The organism is Streptomyces sp. 1114.5, assembly GCF_003635085.1.
Classification (GTDB): domain Bacteria; phylum Actinomycetota; class Actinomycetes; order Streptomycetales; family Streptomycetaceae; genus Kitasatospora.
This window is the reverse complement of sequence record NZ_RBXE01000001.1, coordinates 4,731,189-4,747,095: the sequence shown is the minus strand read 5'-3', so window position 1 is coordinate 4,747,095 and position 15,907 is coordinate 4,731,189. Positions and strand designations below refer to the sequence as shown.

The 15,907-nt window shown below is 73.3% G+C and carries 11 protein-coding genes; 6 read left to right on the top strand and 5 right to left on the bottom strand.

Annotation, left to right across the window (positions count from 1 at the left end):
* Positions 1 to 407: 407 nt before the first annotated feature.
* A complete protein-coding gene (locus tag BX285_RS21105; protein WP_121176404.1) occupies positions 408 to 1,172 on the top strand; it encodes an ABC transporter ATP-binding protein in 765 nt (254 codons plus the stop codon).
* A 312-nt stretch (positions 1,173 to 1,484) separates the two neighbouring features.
* On the opposite strand, the gene BX285_RS21100 is transcribed toward BX285_RS21105, so the two are convergent.
* Entirely contained in the window at positions 1,485 to 3,101 is a 1,617-nt protein-coding gene (locus tag BX285_RS21100; protein ID WP_220783927.1) for an alpha/beta hydrolase, read from the bottom strand.
* Positions 3,102 to 3,353: 252 nt separating this feature from the next.
* Positions 3,354 to 3,686: a hypothetical protein gene (locus tag BX285_RS21095; protein ID WP_179852972.1), complete on the bottom strand. Its 333-nt coding sequence runs from the start codon at positions 3,684 to 3,686 to the stop codon at positions 3,354 to 3,356.
* A gap of 127 nt (positions 3,687 to 3,813) precedes the next feature.
* Between BX285_RS21095 and BX285_RS21090 the strand changes: the two genes are divergently transcribed.
* A complete protein-coding gene (locus BX285_RS21090) occupies positions 3,814 to 4,488 on the top strand; it encodes a TetR/AcrR family transcriptional regulator C-terminal domain-containing protein (protein ID WP_183107119.1) in 675 nt (224 codons plus the stop codon).
* Positions 4,489 to 4,663: 175 nt separating this feature from the next.
* Here the strand turns inward: BX285_RS21090 and BX285_RS21085 are convergent, their stop codons facing one another.
* On the bottom strand, positions 4,664 to 5,254 hold the full coding sequence (locus BX285_RS21085; RefSeq protein ID WP_097239407.1) for a TetR/AcrR family transcriptional regulator: 591 nt from the start codon (positions 5,252 to 5,254) through the stop codon (positions 4,664 to 4,666).
* Positions 5,255 to 5,477: 223 nt separating this feature from the next.
* Here BX285_RS21085 and BX285_RS21080 point away from each other — a divergent pair, with 223 nt between their 5' ends.
* Positions 5,478 to 6,653, top strand: coding sequence for an FAD-dependent monooxygenase (locus tag BX285_RS21080; RefSeq protein WP_121176398.1), 1,176 nt, complete (start codon positions 5,478 to 5,480; stop codon positions 6,651 to 6,653).
* A 308-nt stretch (positions 6,654 to 6,961) separates the two neighbouring features.
* Here BX285_RS21080 and BX285_RS21075 read toward each other — a convergent pair whose 3' ends face one another.
* Both BX285_RS21075 and BX285_RS21070 read right to left on the bottom strand, forming a co-directional pair.
* On the bottom strand, positions 6,962 to 7,342 hold the full coding sequence (locus BX285_RS21075) for a PRC-barrel domain containing protein (RefSeq protein WP_121176396.1): 381 nt from the start codon (positions 7,340 to 7,342) through the stop codon (positions 6,962 to 6,964).
* A gap of 153 nt (positions 7,343 to 7,495) precedes the next feature.
* On the bottom strand, positions 7,496 to 7,936 hold the full coding sequence (locus tag BX285_RS21070; RefSeq protein WP_121176394.1) for an SRPBCC family protein: 441 nt from the start codon (positions 7,934 to 7,936) through the stop codon (positions 7,496 to 7,498).
* Between the two features lie 855 nt (positions 7,937 to 8,791).
* Between BX285_RS21070 and BX285_RS21065 the strand changes: the two genes are divergently transcribed.
* The 3 genes from BX285_RS21065 to BX285_RS21055 all read left to right on the top strand — a co-directional run bounded on the left by BX285_RS21065 (position 8,792) and on the right by BX285_RS21055 (position 15,671).
* Positions 8,792 to 12,739, top strand: coding sequence for a Pls/PosA family non-ribosomal peptide synthetase (locus BX285_RS21065; RefSeq protein ID WP_121176391.1), 3,948 nt, complete (start codon positions 8,792 to 8,794; stop codon positions 12,737 to 12,739).
* A complete protein-coding gene (locus BX285_RS21060) occupies positions 12,736 to 14,160 on the top strand; it encodes a M1 family metallopeptidase (RefSeq protein WP_121176389.1) in 1,425 nt (474 codons plus the stop codon). Before BX285_RS21065 ends, BX285_RS21060 begins: the two co-directional genes overlap by 4 nt.
* Before the next feature lie 116 nt (positions 14,161 to 14,276).
* A complete protein-coding gene (locus BX285_RS21055; RefSeq protein WP_259470613.1) occupies positions 14,277 to 15,671 on the top strand; it encodes a serine hydrolase in 1,395 nt (464 codons plus the stop codon).
* Positions 15,672 to 15,907: the final 236 nt, after the last annotated feature.

Genomic DNA, 15,907 nt, shown 5'->3' with positions numbered 1-15,907 from the left:
CGAGTTCCTCCCCCGTGACTACGTCCCCGGTAGCGTCAACCGGTCCCGCTCACCGATCCGACCCGGGCACAAATCGGCCACAGATGGACACTTCGAGAGCACACCGGCGCATGGATCACCGGCATTCGATCACCGGATAGCGGACGATGCTGTCAGAAAGCATCCAGGAACGGAAGGGACTTGCGCGAATCAAGTAACCAGTGAGCAAATTCCTTTCATTGGATAACATCCCGCCGGGGATGCCCCGTTGAAATGCCATGCACACTTCACAAATCCGGCTCCACCGCTCTCCCTTGGCCGACGAACTCCGCCCTCTCGTTTTCTCCCCGGGAACGTGAACCAGCGGAGCTCGCGTATCCGTAGAGATCGAAGGGAACCGGCTCACCACGCCCACAGGGGGACGCCGCATGACACCGGATCAGGCCGCAACCGCCGCCGGCTCAGCCACCAGCCCGGCCGCGGCCGGGACCACGGCCACCGAGCCGATGGTCACCGTGACCGACCTCCGACGCAGCTTCGGCACCGGCGAGCGGACCGTGCACGCCCTGCGCGGCATCTCCTTCACCGTCGGCCGCGGCGAACTCACCGCCCTCAAGGGCCGGTCCGGCTCCGGCAAGACGACCCTGCTCAATCTGGTCGGCGGCCTGGACTCCCCGACCGGCGGCAGCATCGCCATCGACGGCACCGAACTCGGCGGACTGAACGAGGACGGCCGACTCGCCCTGCGTCGGGAGCGGATCGGTTTCGTCTTCCAGTCCTTCGGGCTGATCCCGATGCTCACCGCCGCGGAGAACGTCGGCGTGCCGATGCGACTGCGCAAGGTCGATTCCGCCGAGCGCGAGGAACGCACCCACGCCCTGCTGGCGTTGGTCGGCCTGGCCGACCACGCCAACCAGCGCCCCGGCGAGCTCTCCGGCGGCCAGCAGCAGCGCGTGGCCATCGCCCGCGCCCTGGCCAACGAACCCGGCCTGATCATCGCCGACGAGCCCACCGGTCAGCTGGACTCCGAGACCGGCCGCTCGATCATGGAGCTGCTGCGCGCGGTGGTGCGCAGCGAGGGCGTCACGGTGCTGGTCGCCACCCACGACCCGACGCTGATGGGGCTCGCCGACCGCGTGATCGAGCTCCGGGACGGGCGGGTCATCGAGGAGCAGGCCGAACAGGCCGCATAGCGGGAGCGGGCGCGGGGGTCGGAAATGGCGGGGATGCGGGGATGCCATCCCGCATCCCCGCATCCCCGCCATTTCCGCTGAGAAGTACCGGCCGTGATCTCCGTCGAACTTCCCGACTCCATTGTCAGTGGCATCGGCTATGGTCGCCGACGACTGGGGGGAATCCACTGCACAGGAGGTTCGATGACGATCTTCTGCCGCATTGTCCGGGCGATCCGCACATTCGGCCGGAAAGCACGATCGCGGTGGCCGGCGAGGCCGCCGACCACCACGACTGTTGGCTCGTCCGTCAGGCGCCCGGAGGCCGGCCCGTCAGACCGCCGGGAAGATCTCCGCGTCCGGCTTCAGCAGCTGGCCGGGCTTCGGCGCGGTGCCGTCCACCAGGTAGCGGGTGACCAGCTCGTTCAGCGCCTTGCTGCGGCCGACGGCGCAGTGCTCGATCGAGTCGACGCTGACCAGCACCGCGTTGCCCAGCTCCTGCTGCATCCGCTGGGCGAACTTGTACTGGGTGGCCGGGTCGTAGAGGTTGCCGATCACCATCACGGTGTTGGAGGTCTTCTTGTTCCACGGGCCGGAGAAGCGCTCGGCGTCCCGGGCCGGGGCCGGCCAGCTCGCGCACGCGGGCGCGTCGAAGGCCTGGTAGCGGCCGAAGGTCGGAGACTCCTGCTCCCAGCTCTTGGCCACGTTCGCGAACACCCGGTCGTTCGACGGGTACGGCTTGTCCTGGCAGTTGACGCCCAGGTAGGAGTCGTCGGCGGTGTACTCGGAGTCGGCCGGGGCCTCCCGCAGGGCCCGCGGGACGTCCACCGAGAGGACGTTGGCGTCCTCGTCCGCGACGTTCGCCTTCGGGGCCAGCAGGGTGGCGGCGTTCGGCTTCTGCAGCGCCTGGTAGGTCGCCTGCAGCGACTTGGCCAGCGGGGCCAGCTTGGCCTGCGAGTACAGGGCGCTGGCGACCTCGCTGGTGAAGCTGCTCAGCGTCACCTTGGAGCCGTTCGCCAGCGTGATCGGGCTGGTCCGCAGGTGGTCGCGGAGCTGGTCGAACTTGGCCCGGGTGTCGCCCTCGCCGAAGGCGCAGCGCGGGGCGCCGGCGGCCTGGCAGCGCTTCAGGAACTCGTCCAGGGCCAGCTCGAAGCCGCCCGCGCGCTGGCGGTCGTACTCCAGGCCGTTGTGCAGGCGCAGGTTGGGGTCGACGTTGCCGTCGATGATGATCGCCCGGACCTTGTTCGGGTACATGTTGGCGTACGTCGAACCGATCAGGGTGCCGTAGGAGAACCCGGCGAAGCTGAGCTGGGAGTCACCGACGGCGCGGCGCATCCGGTCCAGGTCGCGCACCACGTTGATGGTCGACATGTGCTCGATCAGCGGGCCGGCGTTCTTGCTGCAGGCGTCGGTGTAGTCCTGGTCCGCGTCCAGCGTCTCGTTGACCTCGGCCTTGGTGACCGGCACGCCGACCATGCGGTTGTTGACCGCGTCGGCGTCCTCCTGGGTCTTGAAGCACTTGAGCGGGTTGCTCCGGGCCACGCCGCGCGGGTCGAAGCCGATCAGGTCGAACTTGGACTGCACCTCGGGGCCGAAACGGCTGGTCGTCGCCCACAGGTAGCCACTGCCGCCCGGGCCGCCAGGGTTGAGGAAGAGCGAACCGATCCGCTTCGACGGATCGCTCGCCCGCCGCCGCATCATGGCGATGCCGATCTTCTCACCCGACGGATTGTCGTAGTCCAGCGGCACGGGGTAGACGGCGCAGTCGTAAATGCCCGGGTCCGGCTTGCTCGGATCGGGGTTGCACGGGGTCCAGGCGACAGGGTCGACCTTCGCCTCGGCCAGGCTCGGGGCCTGGTCCACCGGGGCCGCCGAGGCAGCGACGGCGGAACCGGTGACAAGGGCGAGGGCGCAGGTGACTGCTCCGGCCAACGTGGATATGCGGGACAAGGAACCTCCTCCGTACTGAAAAGGGCGGCCCCAGCCTGTCAGCCGGAGAACTCCGTGTGAAGACCTCGGTGCAGCGGAAATTCTCCGCGGACGATTCTGTGCACGGCGGAATATTCTGTTAATGAACCGACTTGACGGTTCATTGCCCTGAGGTTTCGCCAGATTTCGCCCCTTCGCAGGCCATTCCCCCGAAGCCCGGCCGGCGCCGGCTCGACGCCCGACCGACGGCGGGCCGGCAGCCGGAGCGCGTCTTCACTCCGCGATCGGCTGCGAGAGATTGTCCTCGGCGACCACCTGGTAGACCGTGTTCAGGGTCGGCGGGCCGACGAGGTGCTTGATCCGCTCGAAGCGACGCTCCTCGACCGGGGCGAGCCGCTCCATCCAGGCCTGCATGGACTCCGGACCGTGATCGCCCTCGATCAGCGCGATGGTGATGATCTCCCGCGAGTCCTCCAGGGCGGTGGCACTGATCACCCGGGTGCGGGGGTCGTCCGGAAACACCTCGTCCGGGATCCAGGCCTTGCGGAACTCCCCGTACTCCACACCCTCGTTGAGCTTGCGCACCATGACGGCGACGAGCTGCATGACGTCCTCCCCAGCATGTTTCTTGCAGTGCAAGAAGTTGACGTCGAGTATTGTTTTCTTGCACTGCAAGAGTTGTCAAGACCGCGGTGGAACCGCCCCGGTGACACCCGGGGCTCAGGAGGAGCAGATGCCGAGCCGACGCACACGCCCGAGGTCGGGCCTGACCCGCGAGAAGATCATCGACGCCGCTCTCGCCTACGTGGACGAGCACGGCCTCGCCGCGCTCTCCAACCGCAAGCTCGGCGCGGCCCTCGGCGTCGAGGGCATGACTCTCTACTACTACGTCCCCAGCAAGGCCGCCCTGCTCGACGGCATGGTCGAGCGCCTGCTGGAGCTGTCGGCCGGGGCCCTCTTCGCCGAGCCCGAGGGGCCGTGGACCGAGGTCGTCCGGGAGTTCGCGGTCGAGCTGCGCCGCCTCCTGCTCGCCCACCCCGCCATGCTCACCGTCCTGGCCACCCGCCCGGCCGCCACCCCGGCCGCCCTCGCCCTACTGGAACGCGGCATCGCCGTGCTCCACGACGGCGGTGTCCCGCTCGGTGACGCGCTCGACGTGCTCAACTCCGTGGTCCGGTGGACCATCGGGCACACCCTCGGCGAGGTCGGGGAGACGCCCCACCACGAGGGCACCGAGCCCCGACCCGAACAGTTCGCCGCCCTGGACCAGACCGCCTACCCCCACCTCGCCCGCGCCTTCGCCACCGGCGAGGGCCTCGACTCCGAGCAGTGCTTCCACCGCACGCTCCGCATCCTGCTCGCCGGCTACGCCGCCGAGTTGGCTCATGCCGAGCACGGAGGCCCATGACGGGTACGCGGCCGGCCGCCCGGCCTGGACACCAGAGGCCGGGAGGCACCCGCCCGCCGATCCGGGAGAAGGGGACCGAGCCGGCAGCCAGGAGGCCTTCGGCGGCCGGACCACCGCCGAGCCGCGCGCCAGGTCCACCGAACAGGGCACCGGCCTTCCCCCGACCGGCCATGCCCTAACCGGCACTCGCCCCGCGCAGGGCGGCCGCCACCAGCCCCTCGATCTCGTCCGCCTCCGGCTCCCCTTCGCCCACCAGCCGGTCGAAGACCAGACCGTCCACGCAGGCGAGTAGCGTGCCGGTCCGGCCGTCCGGGTCCGGCACGCCCCGTTCGGCCAGGAAGGCACGGACGGCGGCGCGTCCCGCGTTCTCACGCGGGACGAGGATCTCCCGCAGCTCGGGATCGCGCACGCTCTCCACCGCACACGCGTACCGGGCGAGCGAGCGCCGCCGCCCCTCGCCGGTCAGCCGGTGCCGCATCAGCGCGCGGATTCCGTCGGCCAGTTCCTCCGCCGAGCGGACGGGCACCTGCTCCCCCATCGTCTGCAGCTCGCCCTGGTCCAGCTCCACGAGCCGCCGCACCAGCGCGGTGAGCAGCGCCTGCCGGGTCCGCAGGTAGGCCGAGGTGGTCCCCACCGGCAGCCCCGCCGCCGCATCCACCGCCCGGTGGGTCAGCCCGCGCACCCCCAGGTCCGCCAGCACCCCGATCGCCGCGTCCGCCAGCACCGTCCGCCGGTCCGGCCGCCCCTGCTCCTCATCTCGCCGCATCCCCCCTTTCTACCGGCACCATCCCCGCCACCGGGAAACCGGCCCGGGAGCGGCAGGCCGGTGGACGCCCGGGCCGAAGACCCGCCTGCCCGACGCCGACCACCACCGCTGCCACCACCACCCGCCCCCGGGCGGACGGCCGCCGATAAGCCCGTAGTACGCTCCCCCCACAGCACCTTCTACAGCTGTAGAAAAACAGCGCGGCAACACGGGAGGACCGGGCATGAGCAGCAACAGCGCGGTGGTGGTCGGCGGCGGGATCGGCGGGCTGGCGACCGCGATCGGACTCCGGCTGGCGGGCTGGGAGGTGACGGTGGTCGAGCGGGCAGCCGTCCTGGACGATGCGGGCGCCGGCATCTCGCTGGCCGCCAACGGGATGCGCGCGCTCGCCGCGCTGGGGGTCGGCGAGGCGATCGAGGTGGCCGCGCGCCGCCAGTACACCGGGGGCACCCGGACCCCCGACGGCCGTCGGCTCGCGGTGATGGACGGGGCGGCGCTGGAGCGGGAGCTGGGCGCGCCGATCGTCGGCATCCCGCGCGCCGCCCTGCACCGGATCCTGCGCGACGCCCTGCCCGCCGAGTCCCTGGTGATCGGCGCCGAGGTGACCGAGGTCGACACCACCGACCCGTCCCGGGTCCGGGTCCGCCACGGCGACACCGTCCTGGACGCCGACCTCGTCGTGGCGGCCGACGGCATCAACAGCCGCCTCCGACGCCTCCTCTTCCCCGCTCACCCCGGCCCGGCGTACAGCGGCTCGACGGTCCTGCGGGCGATCACCGAGCGCCCGGTCGACGGCCTGACAGCGGACTTCGAGCTCACCTGGGGCCACGGCGCCGAGTTCGGCCACATCGCCTTCCCGGACGGCACGGCCGAGTGGCACGCCGTCCTCAACGCCCCGGCCGGGGTCCGCTACCGCGATCCGCTGACCGAGGTCCGCCGCCGCTTCGCGCGCTGGCACGACCCGATCCCCGCACTGCTGGCCGCCACCCGCCCGGAGGCGGTGCTGCACCACGACGTCAACGTGCTGGCCACCCCGCTGCCCTCCTTCGTCGCGGGCCGGATCGCCCTGCTCGGGGACGCGGCGCACGCCATGACGCCGCACCTCGGCCAGGGCGCCTGCCAGGCCCTGGAGGACGCGGTGACCCTGGCGGCGGCGCTCGCCGGGGCGCGGACGGTCGAGGCCGCGCTCGCCGAGTACGACGCGACCCGACGGCCGCGCAGCCAGACCGTCGCCCGGGACGCCCGCCGGGCCGGCCGGATGGGCCAGCAGCTGGCCAACCCCCTGGCGGTCGGGCTGCGCAACGTCGCGATCCGGCTCACCCCGCCCGGCGTGATGGTCCGGACCGTCCTGAAGCACGCCGACTGGGCGCCGCCCCGGATCGCTCCCCGGGCCGCCTAGGAACTGTCCGGCCGATCATATGACTGTCGCCTGATCTGCTTGGCCGGCGCCTGCACCGACCCACCCCCGGCACCAGCCGCGCCAAAGGGGGAAAAGACAACGCGCCCTGGTGGGACCAGCCGACCTCCAGGAGTCGGCTGCGTTCGTCGCCGGTCATCAGTCGCATGGTGATCCGGGTGGCCGGGCATTCCACGGGGCGTTTCCCCTTTCCCGGGTTCGTTCGGGCCGGGACGGCCGCAGGCTGTCCCGGCCCGTGCGTGTGTGGTGTCCGGCGCGTCCGGCGGTACCGAGTGGGGCGGCGCACCGAGTCAGAAGATCCGGCCGCCGTAGAACGCGTCGTAGTACGGCCCGAACCGTCGGCGGGCGTCGTAGTCACCGTCCGGCGCGCCGTCCGGGCCGTCGTCGTCGAGGTCGGGGCTGTTCTTGATCTCGTCCCGGGACCGGTCGACGTAGACCTTCTGCTCGGCGATCTCGATCCGCGTCACGGTGCCGGCCGGGAGCAGCACGCGCCGGCCGAAGATCCACGGGCCGGTGTCGACGACGAGGTACTGCTCGCCGACCGCCTCGGACAGCTTGTCGACCTTGCCGATCGGACCGTCGACGGCCTCCACGTGGAAGCCGATGAGGTCGGTGCCGGCCGAGTGCCCGGCGACGGTGCGGAACTCCCAGATGTCACGGCGCTCGTTCATGACTGCCTCCGTTCGTCTCATCACGGGCCGGGCCCAGGTCGTACGGGCCCGGCTGGTCGTGACGGGTCGGTTGCCCCGGATGCCGCGCTTCATGCCGACGGATCCGGGAACCGCCCGCGGCGCCCGGCGTCCGGGCGTCCGGCGTCCGGGCCTTCAGGCGGACGACGCCGGTCCCGCGGCGGCGCGCTCGACGTGGTGCTTGAAGTCGTTCAGGTCGTCGATGACGCGGCGGTCGACGAAGCCGAGCGCCTCGACGAGGTGCTCCCAGAGCCCGTGCGGCTCGATCTCCAGCTGGAGCATGACGCGGGTGGTCCGGTCGTCTACCCGGTGGAAGGTGACGACGCCGCTGTGGCGCACCGGGCCGGTCCCGCCGTCCCAGGCGACCCGCTCGCCCTCCACGACCTCGGTGGTCACGGCCTCGAACTCCCGGCGGCCGCCGGCCGTCACGACCACCCAACTGCTGTTCCCGGGCCCGGACACGTCGACGCTCACCACGCCGCGCATGAACTGCGGGAACTCCTCGCACCGCACCCAGCGCTCGTAGACCTCGCCGCGCGGCGCCGCTATCTCGACCGACTCCTCGATCCGTCCCATGCCGTCCTCCTCCTCGGCCTCCGGCCCTCGCTCCCCCGACGCCGCCGGGATGGCGGCCCACGGATGCCCGGGTTCCCCGTTCCCCGCCCGGCATGCACCGTGCGCGGCGCGCCCGCTACGGTCCGTCCGCGATTCGCCCGCCCGGCGCCCGGCGAGCCTCGTTCGGGCACCCGGAGGGCCAACTTGAGCCGGACGGATCGGCGAGTCTGGACAACGAGCCGGACGAGGCCGGGTGCACATCGACTGGGACATCTCGGTGGACTCCACGATGGCCTGACCTTCGGCCGGGCCCTGGACCTCCTCCAACACCTCATCGCCACCTGGACCGGCCACGGCCCCACCTGCCGACAACCCGCCCCGTGGCAGCCCTACGACACCACCTGGCAAAGCACTACCAGGAGAGAGCCGGGGCCCGTCCCGGCGGGGCGCCCGCCGCCCTGGACCGAGCCCAGGGCGGCGGGCGTCCGGCTCGGCGTCGAGGAGCACGCGAATCCGTCGCCCGAGCCGCGAAATGGCCGAAACACCGGGCCTGCCACCCGAAGGGAGCAGTATTCGCTGTGGCATGGATCACGATCCGGGATTCGACCTGACGATCCGTCAATTCGACTGATGTTCCGTCACATCAATTCCACAAGACTGTAGTTGTCACCTGACAACGTGTCAGATTCGGTCACTCTTCGCCGAGTTGGGTCGAAATTCGCCCCGTACGCCGTCCGTCACCCGGGGCTACCATCGGTCAGGTTGTCCGCTCCGGCCCCGGAGTGGGGTCACCCGGTTACGGCGAGTGCTCCCACCGCCCCCAAGGGCCGGGCATCGATCGGGACCGGGGCGAGGACGAGGAGCGCAGGCGCTGCCATGACAGCTGAACCGAGTCAGCGGACCGAACCGGACCAGCCGACGGAACCGCTCCAGCCGACCGAACCGAGCCGGCCGGCGGAGCCCAGCCGTCCGACCGCAGCGGCCCTGTTCCCGGGCCGTCCGGCCGCCGCACCGCGCACCCTGGTCGACGTGCTGGACGCCACCGTGCGCGCCCACCCCGACGAGCCCGCCCTGGACGACGGCCGCACCGTGCTCAGCTACCGCGCGCTGGCCGCCGAGGTCGCCCGGCTGCGCCGCCGACTGGCCTCCGCCGGGATCGGCCCGGGCGACCGGGTGGGCGTGCGCGTGCCCTCCGGCACCAACGACCTGTACGTCTCGATCCTGGCCGTGCTCGCCGCCGGGGCCGCCTACGTCCCGGTGGACGCGGAGGACCCGGACGAGCGCGCCGAGCTGGTCTTCGGCGAGGCCGGCGTCGCCGCCGTGCTCGGCGCCGGGTGCACCCTCGGCACGGCCACCGAACGCCAGACCCTCACCGGACGCCAGGCCGCCGCCGAGCACCGCCCCACCCCCGCCGACGACGCCTGGATCATCTTCACCTCCGGATCCACCGGCAAGCCCAAGGGCGTCGCCGTCACCCACCGCAACGCCGCCGCCTTCGTGGACGCCGAGGCCGCGCTCTTCCTCCAGGAGGAGCCGATCGGCCCGGGCGACCGGGTGATGGCCGGACTGTCGGTGGCCTTCGACGCCTCCTGCGAGGAGATGTGGCTGGCCTGGCGGCACGGCGCCTGCCTGGTGCCCGTCCCCCGTTCCCAGGTGCGCAGCGGCGCCGACCTCGGCCCGTGGCTGGCCGAGCAGGAGATCACCGTGGTCTCCACCGTGCCGACCCTGGCCGCGCTGTGGCCGGCCGAGGCGCTCAACGAGGTGCGGCTGCTGATCTTCGGCGGCGAGGCCTGCCCGCCCGAGCTGGTGCAGCGCCTGGTCACCGAGGGCCGCGAGGTCTGGAACACCTACGGCCCGACCGAGGCCACCGTGGTCGCCTGCGCCGCCCTGCTGACCGGCGAGGGCCCGGTGCGGATCGGCCTGCCGCTGGACGGCTGGGACCTCGCCGTGGTGGACGAGGCCGGCGAGCCGGTCGCCCCCGGCGGCACCGGCCAGCTGGTGATCGGCGGGGTGGGCCTGGCCCGCTACCTCGACCCGGAGAAGGACGCCGAGAAGTACGCCCCGCTGCCCTCGCTGGGCTGGGAGCGCGCCTACCGCAGCGGTGACCTGGTCCAGGCCGACCCGGCGGGCCTGCTGTTCCTCGGCCGAACCGACGAGCAGATCAAGCTGGGCGGCCGCCGGATCGAACTCGGCGAGGTCGACGCGGCGCTGCAGGCCCTGCCCGGTGTGGCGGGCGCGGCCGCGGCCGTCCGCACCGCCCGCGGCGGCAACCAGCTGCTGGTCGGCTACCTGGTGGCCCAGGAGGACTTCGACCGCGAGCAGGCCGTCGAGCGGCTGCGCGCCGAACTGCCCGCCGCCCTCGTCCCGCTGCTCGCCGCCGTCGACACGCTGCCCACCCGCACCTCCGGCAAGGTCGACCGGGCGGCCCTGCCCTGGCCGCTGCCCGAGCTGGAGGCCGCGGGCCCGAGCGAGCAGCTGTACGGCACCGAGGCCTGGCTGGCCGAACAGTGGGCCGAGATCCTCGGCGTCAAGGTCGGCGGCCCGCGCGACGACTTCTTCGCGGTCGGCGGCGGCAGCCTGGCCGCCGCCCGACTCACCACCCTGCTGCGCACCCGCTACCCGAACGCGGCCGTGCTGGACATCTACCAGCACCCGACGCTGCGCAAGCTGGCCCGGCACCTGGAGAGCACCGCCGCCGACGGCGTCGAGGCCCGGACCGTCTCCCTGGTGCCGACCAGGGCCAAGCTGCTGCAGCTGCTCCTGCTGGTCCCGCTGTTCACCGTGGTCGGCCTGCGCTGGACGGTCGCCCTGCTGGCGGCCGGCAACCTGCTCGCCCACCTCGGGAACCACCCGTGGGCGCCCGCCGCCTCCTGGTGGTGGGTGGGCGCGGGGGCGCTCGCGCTGTACACCCCGGCGGGCCGGCTGGCGGTCTCGGCGGGCGGCGCCCGGCTGCTGCTGCGCGGTCTTCGCCCGGGCAGCCACCCACGCGGCGGCGCCGTCCACCTGCGGCTCTGGGCGGCCGAGCGGCTCGCCGAGCTCAGCGGCGCGACCTCGCTGTCCGGCGCCTGGCTGGTGCGATACGCCCGCGCGCTGGGCTGCAAGGTGGCACCCGAGGTGGACCTGCACTCGCTCCCGCCGGTCACCGGGCTGCTGAAGCTGGGCCGCGGCTGCGCGGTCGAGGCCGAGGTGGACCTGTGCGGCTACTGGCTGGACGGCGACCGGCTCCTGATCGGCCAGGTCAAGGTCGGTTCCGGCGCCGTGGTCGGCACCCGCTCGACGCTGCTGCCCGGCGCCCGGGTCGGCAAGCGCGCCCAGGTGGTGGCCGGTTCCACCGTCACCGGCCAGGTCCCGACCGGCCAGCGCTGGGGCGGCGCGCCCGCCGCCAAACTGGGCCGCGCCGAGCGCGCCTGGCCCAAGGAGCGCCCCCGGCGCCGGGCCCGCTGGGCGGCGATGTACGGCGCCGGCGGTGCCGTGCTCGGCCTGCTCCCGGCGCTGCCCGCCCTCGCCGCCCTCGCCGTACTTTCCCGCTTCGTCCACCAGGGCGACCAGCTCGGCCCGGCGCTCGGCGGGGCCCTGCTCGGCCTGCTGCCCGCGACCCTGGCGTACGGCGCGGTGTACGCAGCTCAGCTGCTCGCCCTGGTCCGGCTGCTGAGTGTCGGCCTGGTGCCCGGGGTGCATCCGCTGCACGGCCGGGTCGGCTGGCAGGCGTGGATGGTCACCCAGCTGATGGACCGGGCCCGGGAGGTGCTGTTCCCGCTGTACGCCGGACTGGTCACCCCGCTGTGGCTGCGGGCGCTCGGGATGCGGGTCGGCCGGGGCTCCGAGGTGTCGACGGTGCTGGCGCTGCCCAGCCTGACCACGGTCGGTGACGGCGCGTTCCTGGCCGACGACACCCTGATGGCGCCGTACGAGCTGGGCGGCGGCTGGGTGCGGCTCGGCGAGGCGAAGGTCGGCGACCGGGCGTTCCTGGGCAACTCGGGGATGACCGCGCCGGGCCGCTCGGTGCCCAAGCGCGGCCTGGTGGGCGTGCTGTCGGCGACGCCGGCGAAGGCGAAGAAGGGCGGCTCGTACCTGGGCATGCCGCCGATGCGGCTGCCGCGCTCGGCGGACCAGGCCGACCAGAGCCTGACGTACGAGCCGCCGGCCCGGCTGCTGTGGGCGCGCGGGCTGGTCGAGCTGGGCCGGGTGGTGCCGGTGCTGGCCTCGGGCGCGCTGGGCCTGTTGACGGTGGCGGCGCTGTCCTGGCTGGCCGCGGGCTCGCCGCTGGGCGCCGCGCTGCTGTCGGGTGCGGTGCTGCTGGCGGCCGGCGCGGTGGCCTGCCTGGTGGCGGTGGCGGCGAAGTGGCTGCTGGTCGGACGCTTCCGGGCGGTGGAGCACCCGCTGTGGAGCGGCTTCGTGTGGCGCAACGAGCTGGCGGACACCTTCGTGGAGATGCTGGCGGTGCCGTGGCTGGTCGGCGCGGTGCCGGGCACGCCGGTGCTGAACCTGTGGCTGCGGGCGCTCGGCGCCGAGGTCGGGCACGGGGTCTGGTGCGAGAGCTACTGGCTGCCGGAGGCGGACCTGGTCACCCTGGGTGACGGGGTGAGCATCAACCGGGGCTGCGTCGTGCAGACCCACCTCTTCCACGACCGGATCATGCGGATGGATACTGTGGTCCTCCGCGAGGGCGCCACCCTGGGCCCGGGCGGGATCGTGCTGCCCGGCAGCACGGTGGGCGCGCGCAGCACGCTGGGCCCGGCCTCGCTGGTGATGCGTGCCGAGTCCGTCCCCGCCGACACCCGGTGGCTGGGCAACCCCATCGAGGCGTGGCAGGTCACGTCATGACCACGCCGAGCAGCACCACCCCGACCAGCAGCACCATCCCGACGAGCAGCACCACCCCGACCAGCAGTCGTCCCGGCCCGCAGGAAGCGCACGTCCCCGTGAAGCCCAAGCACGCCCCGGCCGCCGCCGGCGCCCCGGACCCGTACTTCCCGAACAGCGGTGACCACCGCTACCGGGTGCACCGCTACGAGCTGGCGCTGGACTACCGGCCCGGGCCCAACCGGCTGGCCGGCTCGGCCCGGCTGAGCGCGGTGACGGACGCGGCCCTGGCCGAGTTCGCGCTCGACCTCGCCGAATTCCGGATCGGCCGGGTGCTGGTCGACGGCCGGGCCGCCCGCTACACCCACCGCGGCGGCAAGCTGCGGATCCGTCCGGCGAAGGCGCTCTCGGCGGGCGCGGCCTTCACCGTCGAAGTGCACTACACCGGCAACCCGCGCCCGGTGCGCAGCCCGTGGGGCGGCCTGGGCTGGGAGGAGCTGACCGAGGGTGCGCTGGTGGCCAGCCAGCCGGTCGGCGCGCCGTCCTGGTTCCCCTGCAACGACCGGCCCGCCGACAAGGCGACCTACCAGCTGGCGGTCACCACGCCCTCCCCGTTCACGGTCGTGGCGAGCGGCCGGCTGCTGACCCGCACCACCCGCGCGTCCAGCACCACCTGGGTGTACGAGCAGAGCGCGCCGACCCCGACGTACCTGGTGACGGTGTCGATCGGGCACTACCGGGCGGTGCCGCTGGCCGCGCGCCCGGCCGTGCCGCAGACCGGGTACGTGCCGGAGCGCCTGGCCACCGGCTTCGCCCGGGACTTCTCCCGGCAGCCGGAGATGGCGGCGTACTTCGGCGAGGTGTTCGGGCCGTACCCGTTCGGCGAGTACGCGGTGGTCGTCGCGGACGAGGAGCTGGACGTCCCGGTGGAGGCGCAGGGCGTCGCCACCTTCGGCACCAACCACCTCGGCGGCGGCTGGGAGCGCGAGCGGCTGATCGCCCACGAGCTGGCCCACCAGTGGTTCGGCAACAGCGTCACGATCGCGAACTGGCGGCACATCTGGCTCAACGAGGGCTTCGCCAAGTACGCGGAGTGGCTCTGGTCGGAGCACACCGGCGGCCCCGGGGCGGCGGTGCACGCCGCCGCCGCGCACCACCTCCTGGCCGGGCTGCCGCAGGACCTGAACCTCGGCGACCCGGGCCGGAAGCTGATGTTCGACGACCGGCTGTACCAGCGCGGCGGCCTGCTCGTGCACGCGCTGCGGCGGGCGCTCGGCGACGAGGCCTTCTTCGCGATGCTGCGGGACTGGACGAGCATCCACCGGCACGGCGTCGTCGACACCGCCGACCTGCGGGCGCACGCCGCCCGTTACACCCCGGCGCCGCTCGGCCCGCTCTTCGAGGCCTGGCTGGAACGGCCGGAGCTGCCGCCGCTGCCGTAACTGCCGTAGCTGCCACCGCCGGGGCTGACGGGGCCACCGGGCCGAGGGGTCGTCACCCCGCGAGAAAATCGGCCCGGGCCCGGCGCCGGGCTGGACTACTGTCCGTCCACATGTCGATGAGTTTCGAAGACCACATGACCGACCTGCCCGCGGACCTGCTCCCCACCACCCGCCGCGCCCTGCTGCACCGGATCGCCGTCGCCCAGTCCGAGGCCCGTACGCCCTCGCTCGTCGCCGGCCTGGTGCGGGACGGGCGACCGGTGTGGAGCGGCGCCCGCAGCATGGTCGACGGCCACGCGCCCACCCCGGACGTCCAGTACCGGATCGGCTCGATCACCAAGACCTTCGTCGCGGTGCTGGTGCTGCGGCTGCGCGACGAGGGCCTGCTCGACCTCGCCGACCCGCTCTCCCGCCACCTGCCCGGCACCCCGGCCGACGGCGCGACCATCGCCCAGCTGCTCTCGCACTCCGCCGGGCTCGCCGCCGAGACCCCCGGCCCGTGGTGGGAGCGGACGGAGGGCTCGCTGCGGCCCCGCCTCGACGACCTCCTGGAGGCCGAACGCCCGCTCAAGCACCCGGTCGGACGGCGCCACCACTACTCCAACCCCGGCTACGCGCTGCTCGGTGCCCTGGTGGAGAAGCTGCGCGGGGAGCCCTGGGGCGAGGTGCTGCGCCGGGAGGTGCTGGCCCCGCTCGGCATGGACCGCACCACGCTGCTGCCCGCGCTCCCGCACGCCGGGGGCTTCGCCGTCCACCCGTGGGCGGACGTCATGCAGCCGGAACCGCTCACCGACACCGGTCTGATGGGCCCGGCCGGCCAACTCTGGTCCACCGGCGCCGACCTGGCCCGGTGGGCCGTCTTCCTCGCCGCCGGGGACGACAAGGTGCTGTCCGCCGACACCCTCGCCGAGATGCGCCGCCCCGCCGTCGCCCCGGACGACGCCGAGTGGACCAACACCTTCGGCCTCGGCCTGCAACTGCGCCGCCACGAGGGCCGGTTGCTGTACGGACACACCGGCTCGATGCCGGGGTTCACGGCCGCCCTGTGGATCAGCGAGGCCGACGGCCTGGCCGCGTTCACCCTGGCCAACGCCACCAGCGGCGTCAACGCCGCCCTGGCGGCCGAGTTGATCGCGCTCACCGCCGCGCACGAGCCCCGGCTGCCCGCGCCCTGGCGGCCGCTGCCCGAGGTGGACCCGGAGCTGACGGCGCTGACCGGCCCCTGGTACTGGGGCGCCGCGCCGAACGTCCTGCGGCTGCGGGCCGACCGCGTCCTGGAGCTCGCCCCGCTCTCCGGCGCCGGCCGGGGCTCGCGCTTCCGCCCCGAGGCGGACGGCACCTGGATCGGCCTGGACAACTACTACGCCGGGGAGACCCTGCGGGTGGTCCGCACCGCCGACGGCACGGTCGGCCACCTCGACATCGGCTCCTTCGTCTACACCCGCGAACCGTACGGCCCGGAGGCCGCCGTCCCGGGCGGCCTCGACCCGGAGGGCTGGCGGGCGTACTAGCTTCCCGAACCGGGACGGGGCCTGACCCGGACCGGACGGGAGCGGGACGGGACAACGGGGCGGGGGCGTGCGGTGCATCCGCACGCCCCCGTTGTCCACCCCCTGCGAACGAGCGCCCGGTGCCAGGCAGATGACCGGCAGGCCACGGGTGGTCCCATTCAACAGGTGCACATCTGCGCTCCGCCGTGCCGCAACGTGGATGCCAACCGACTCGGAGAGACATACCTCGACCGGTT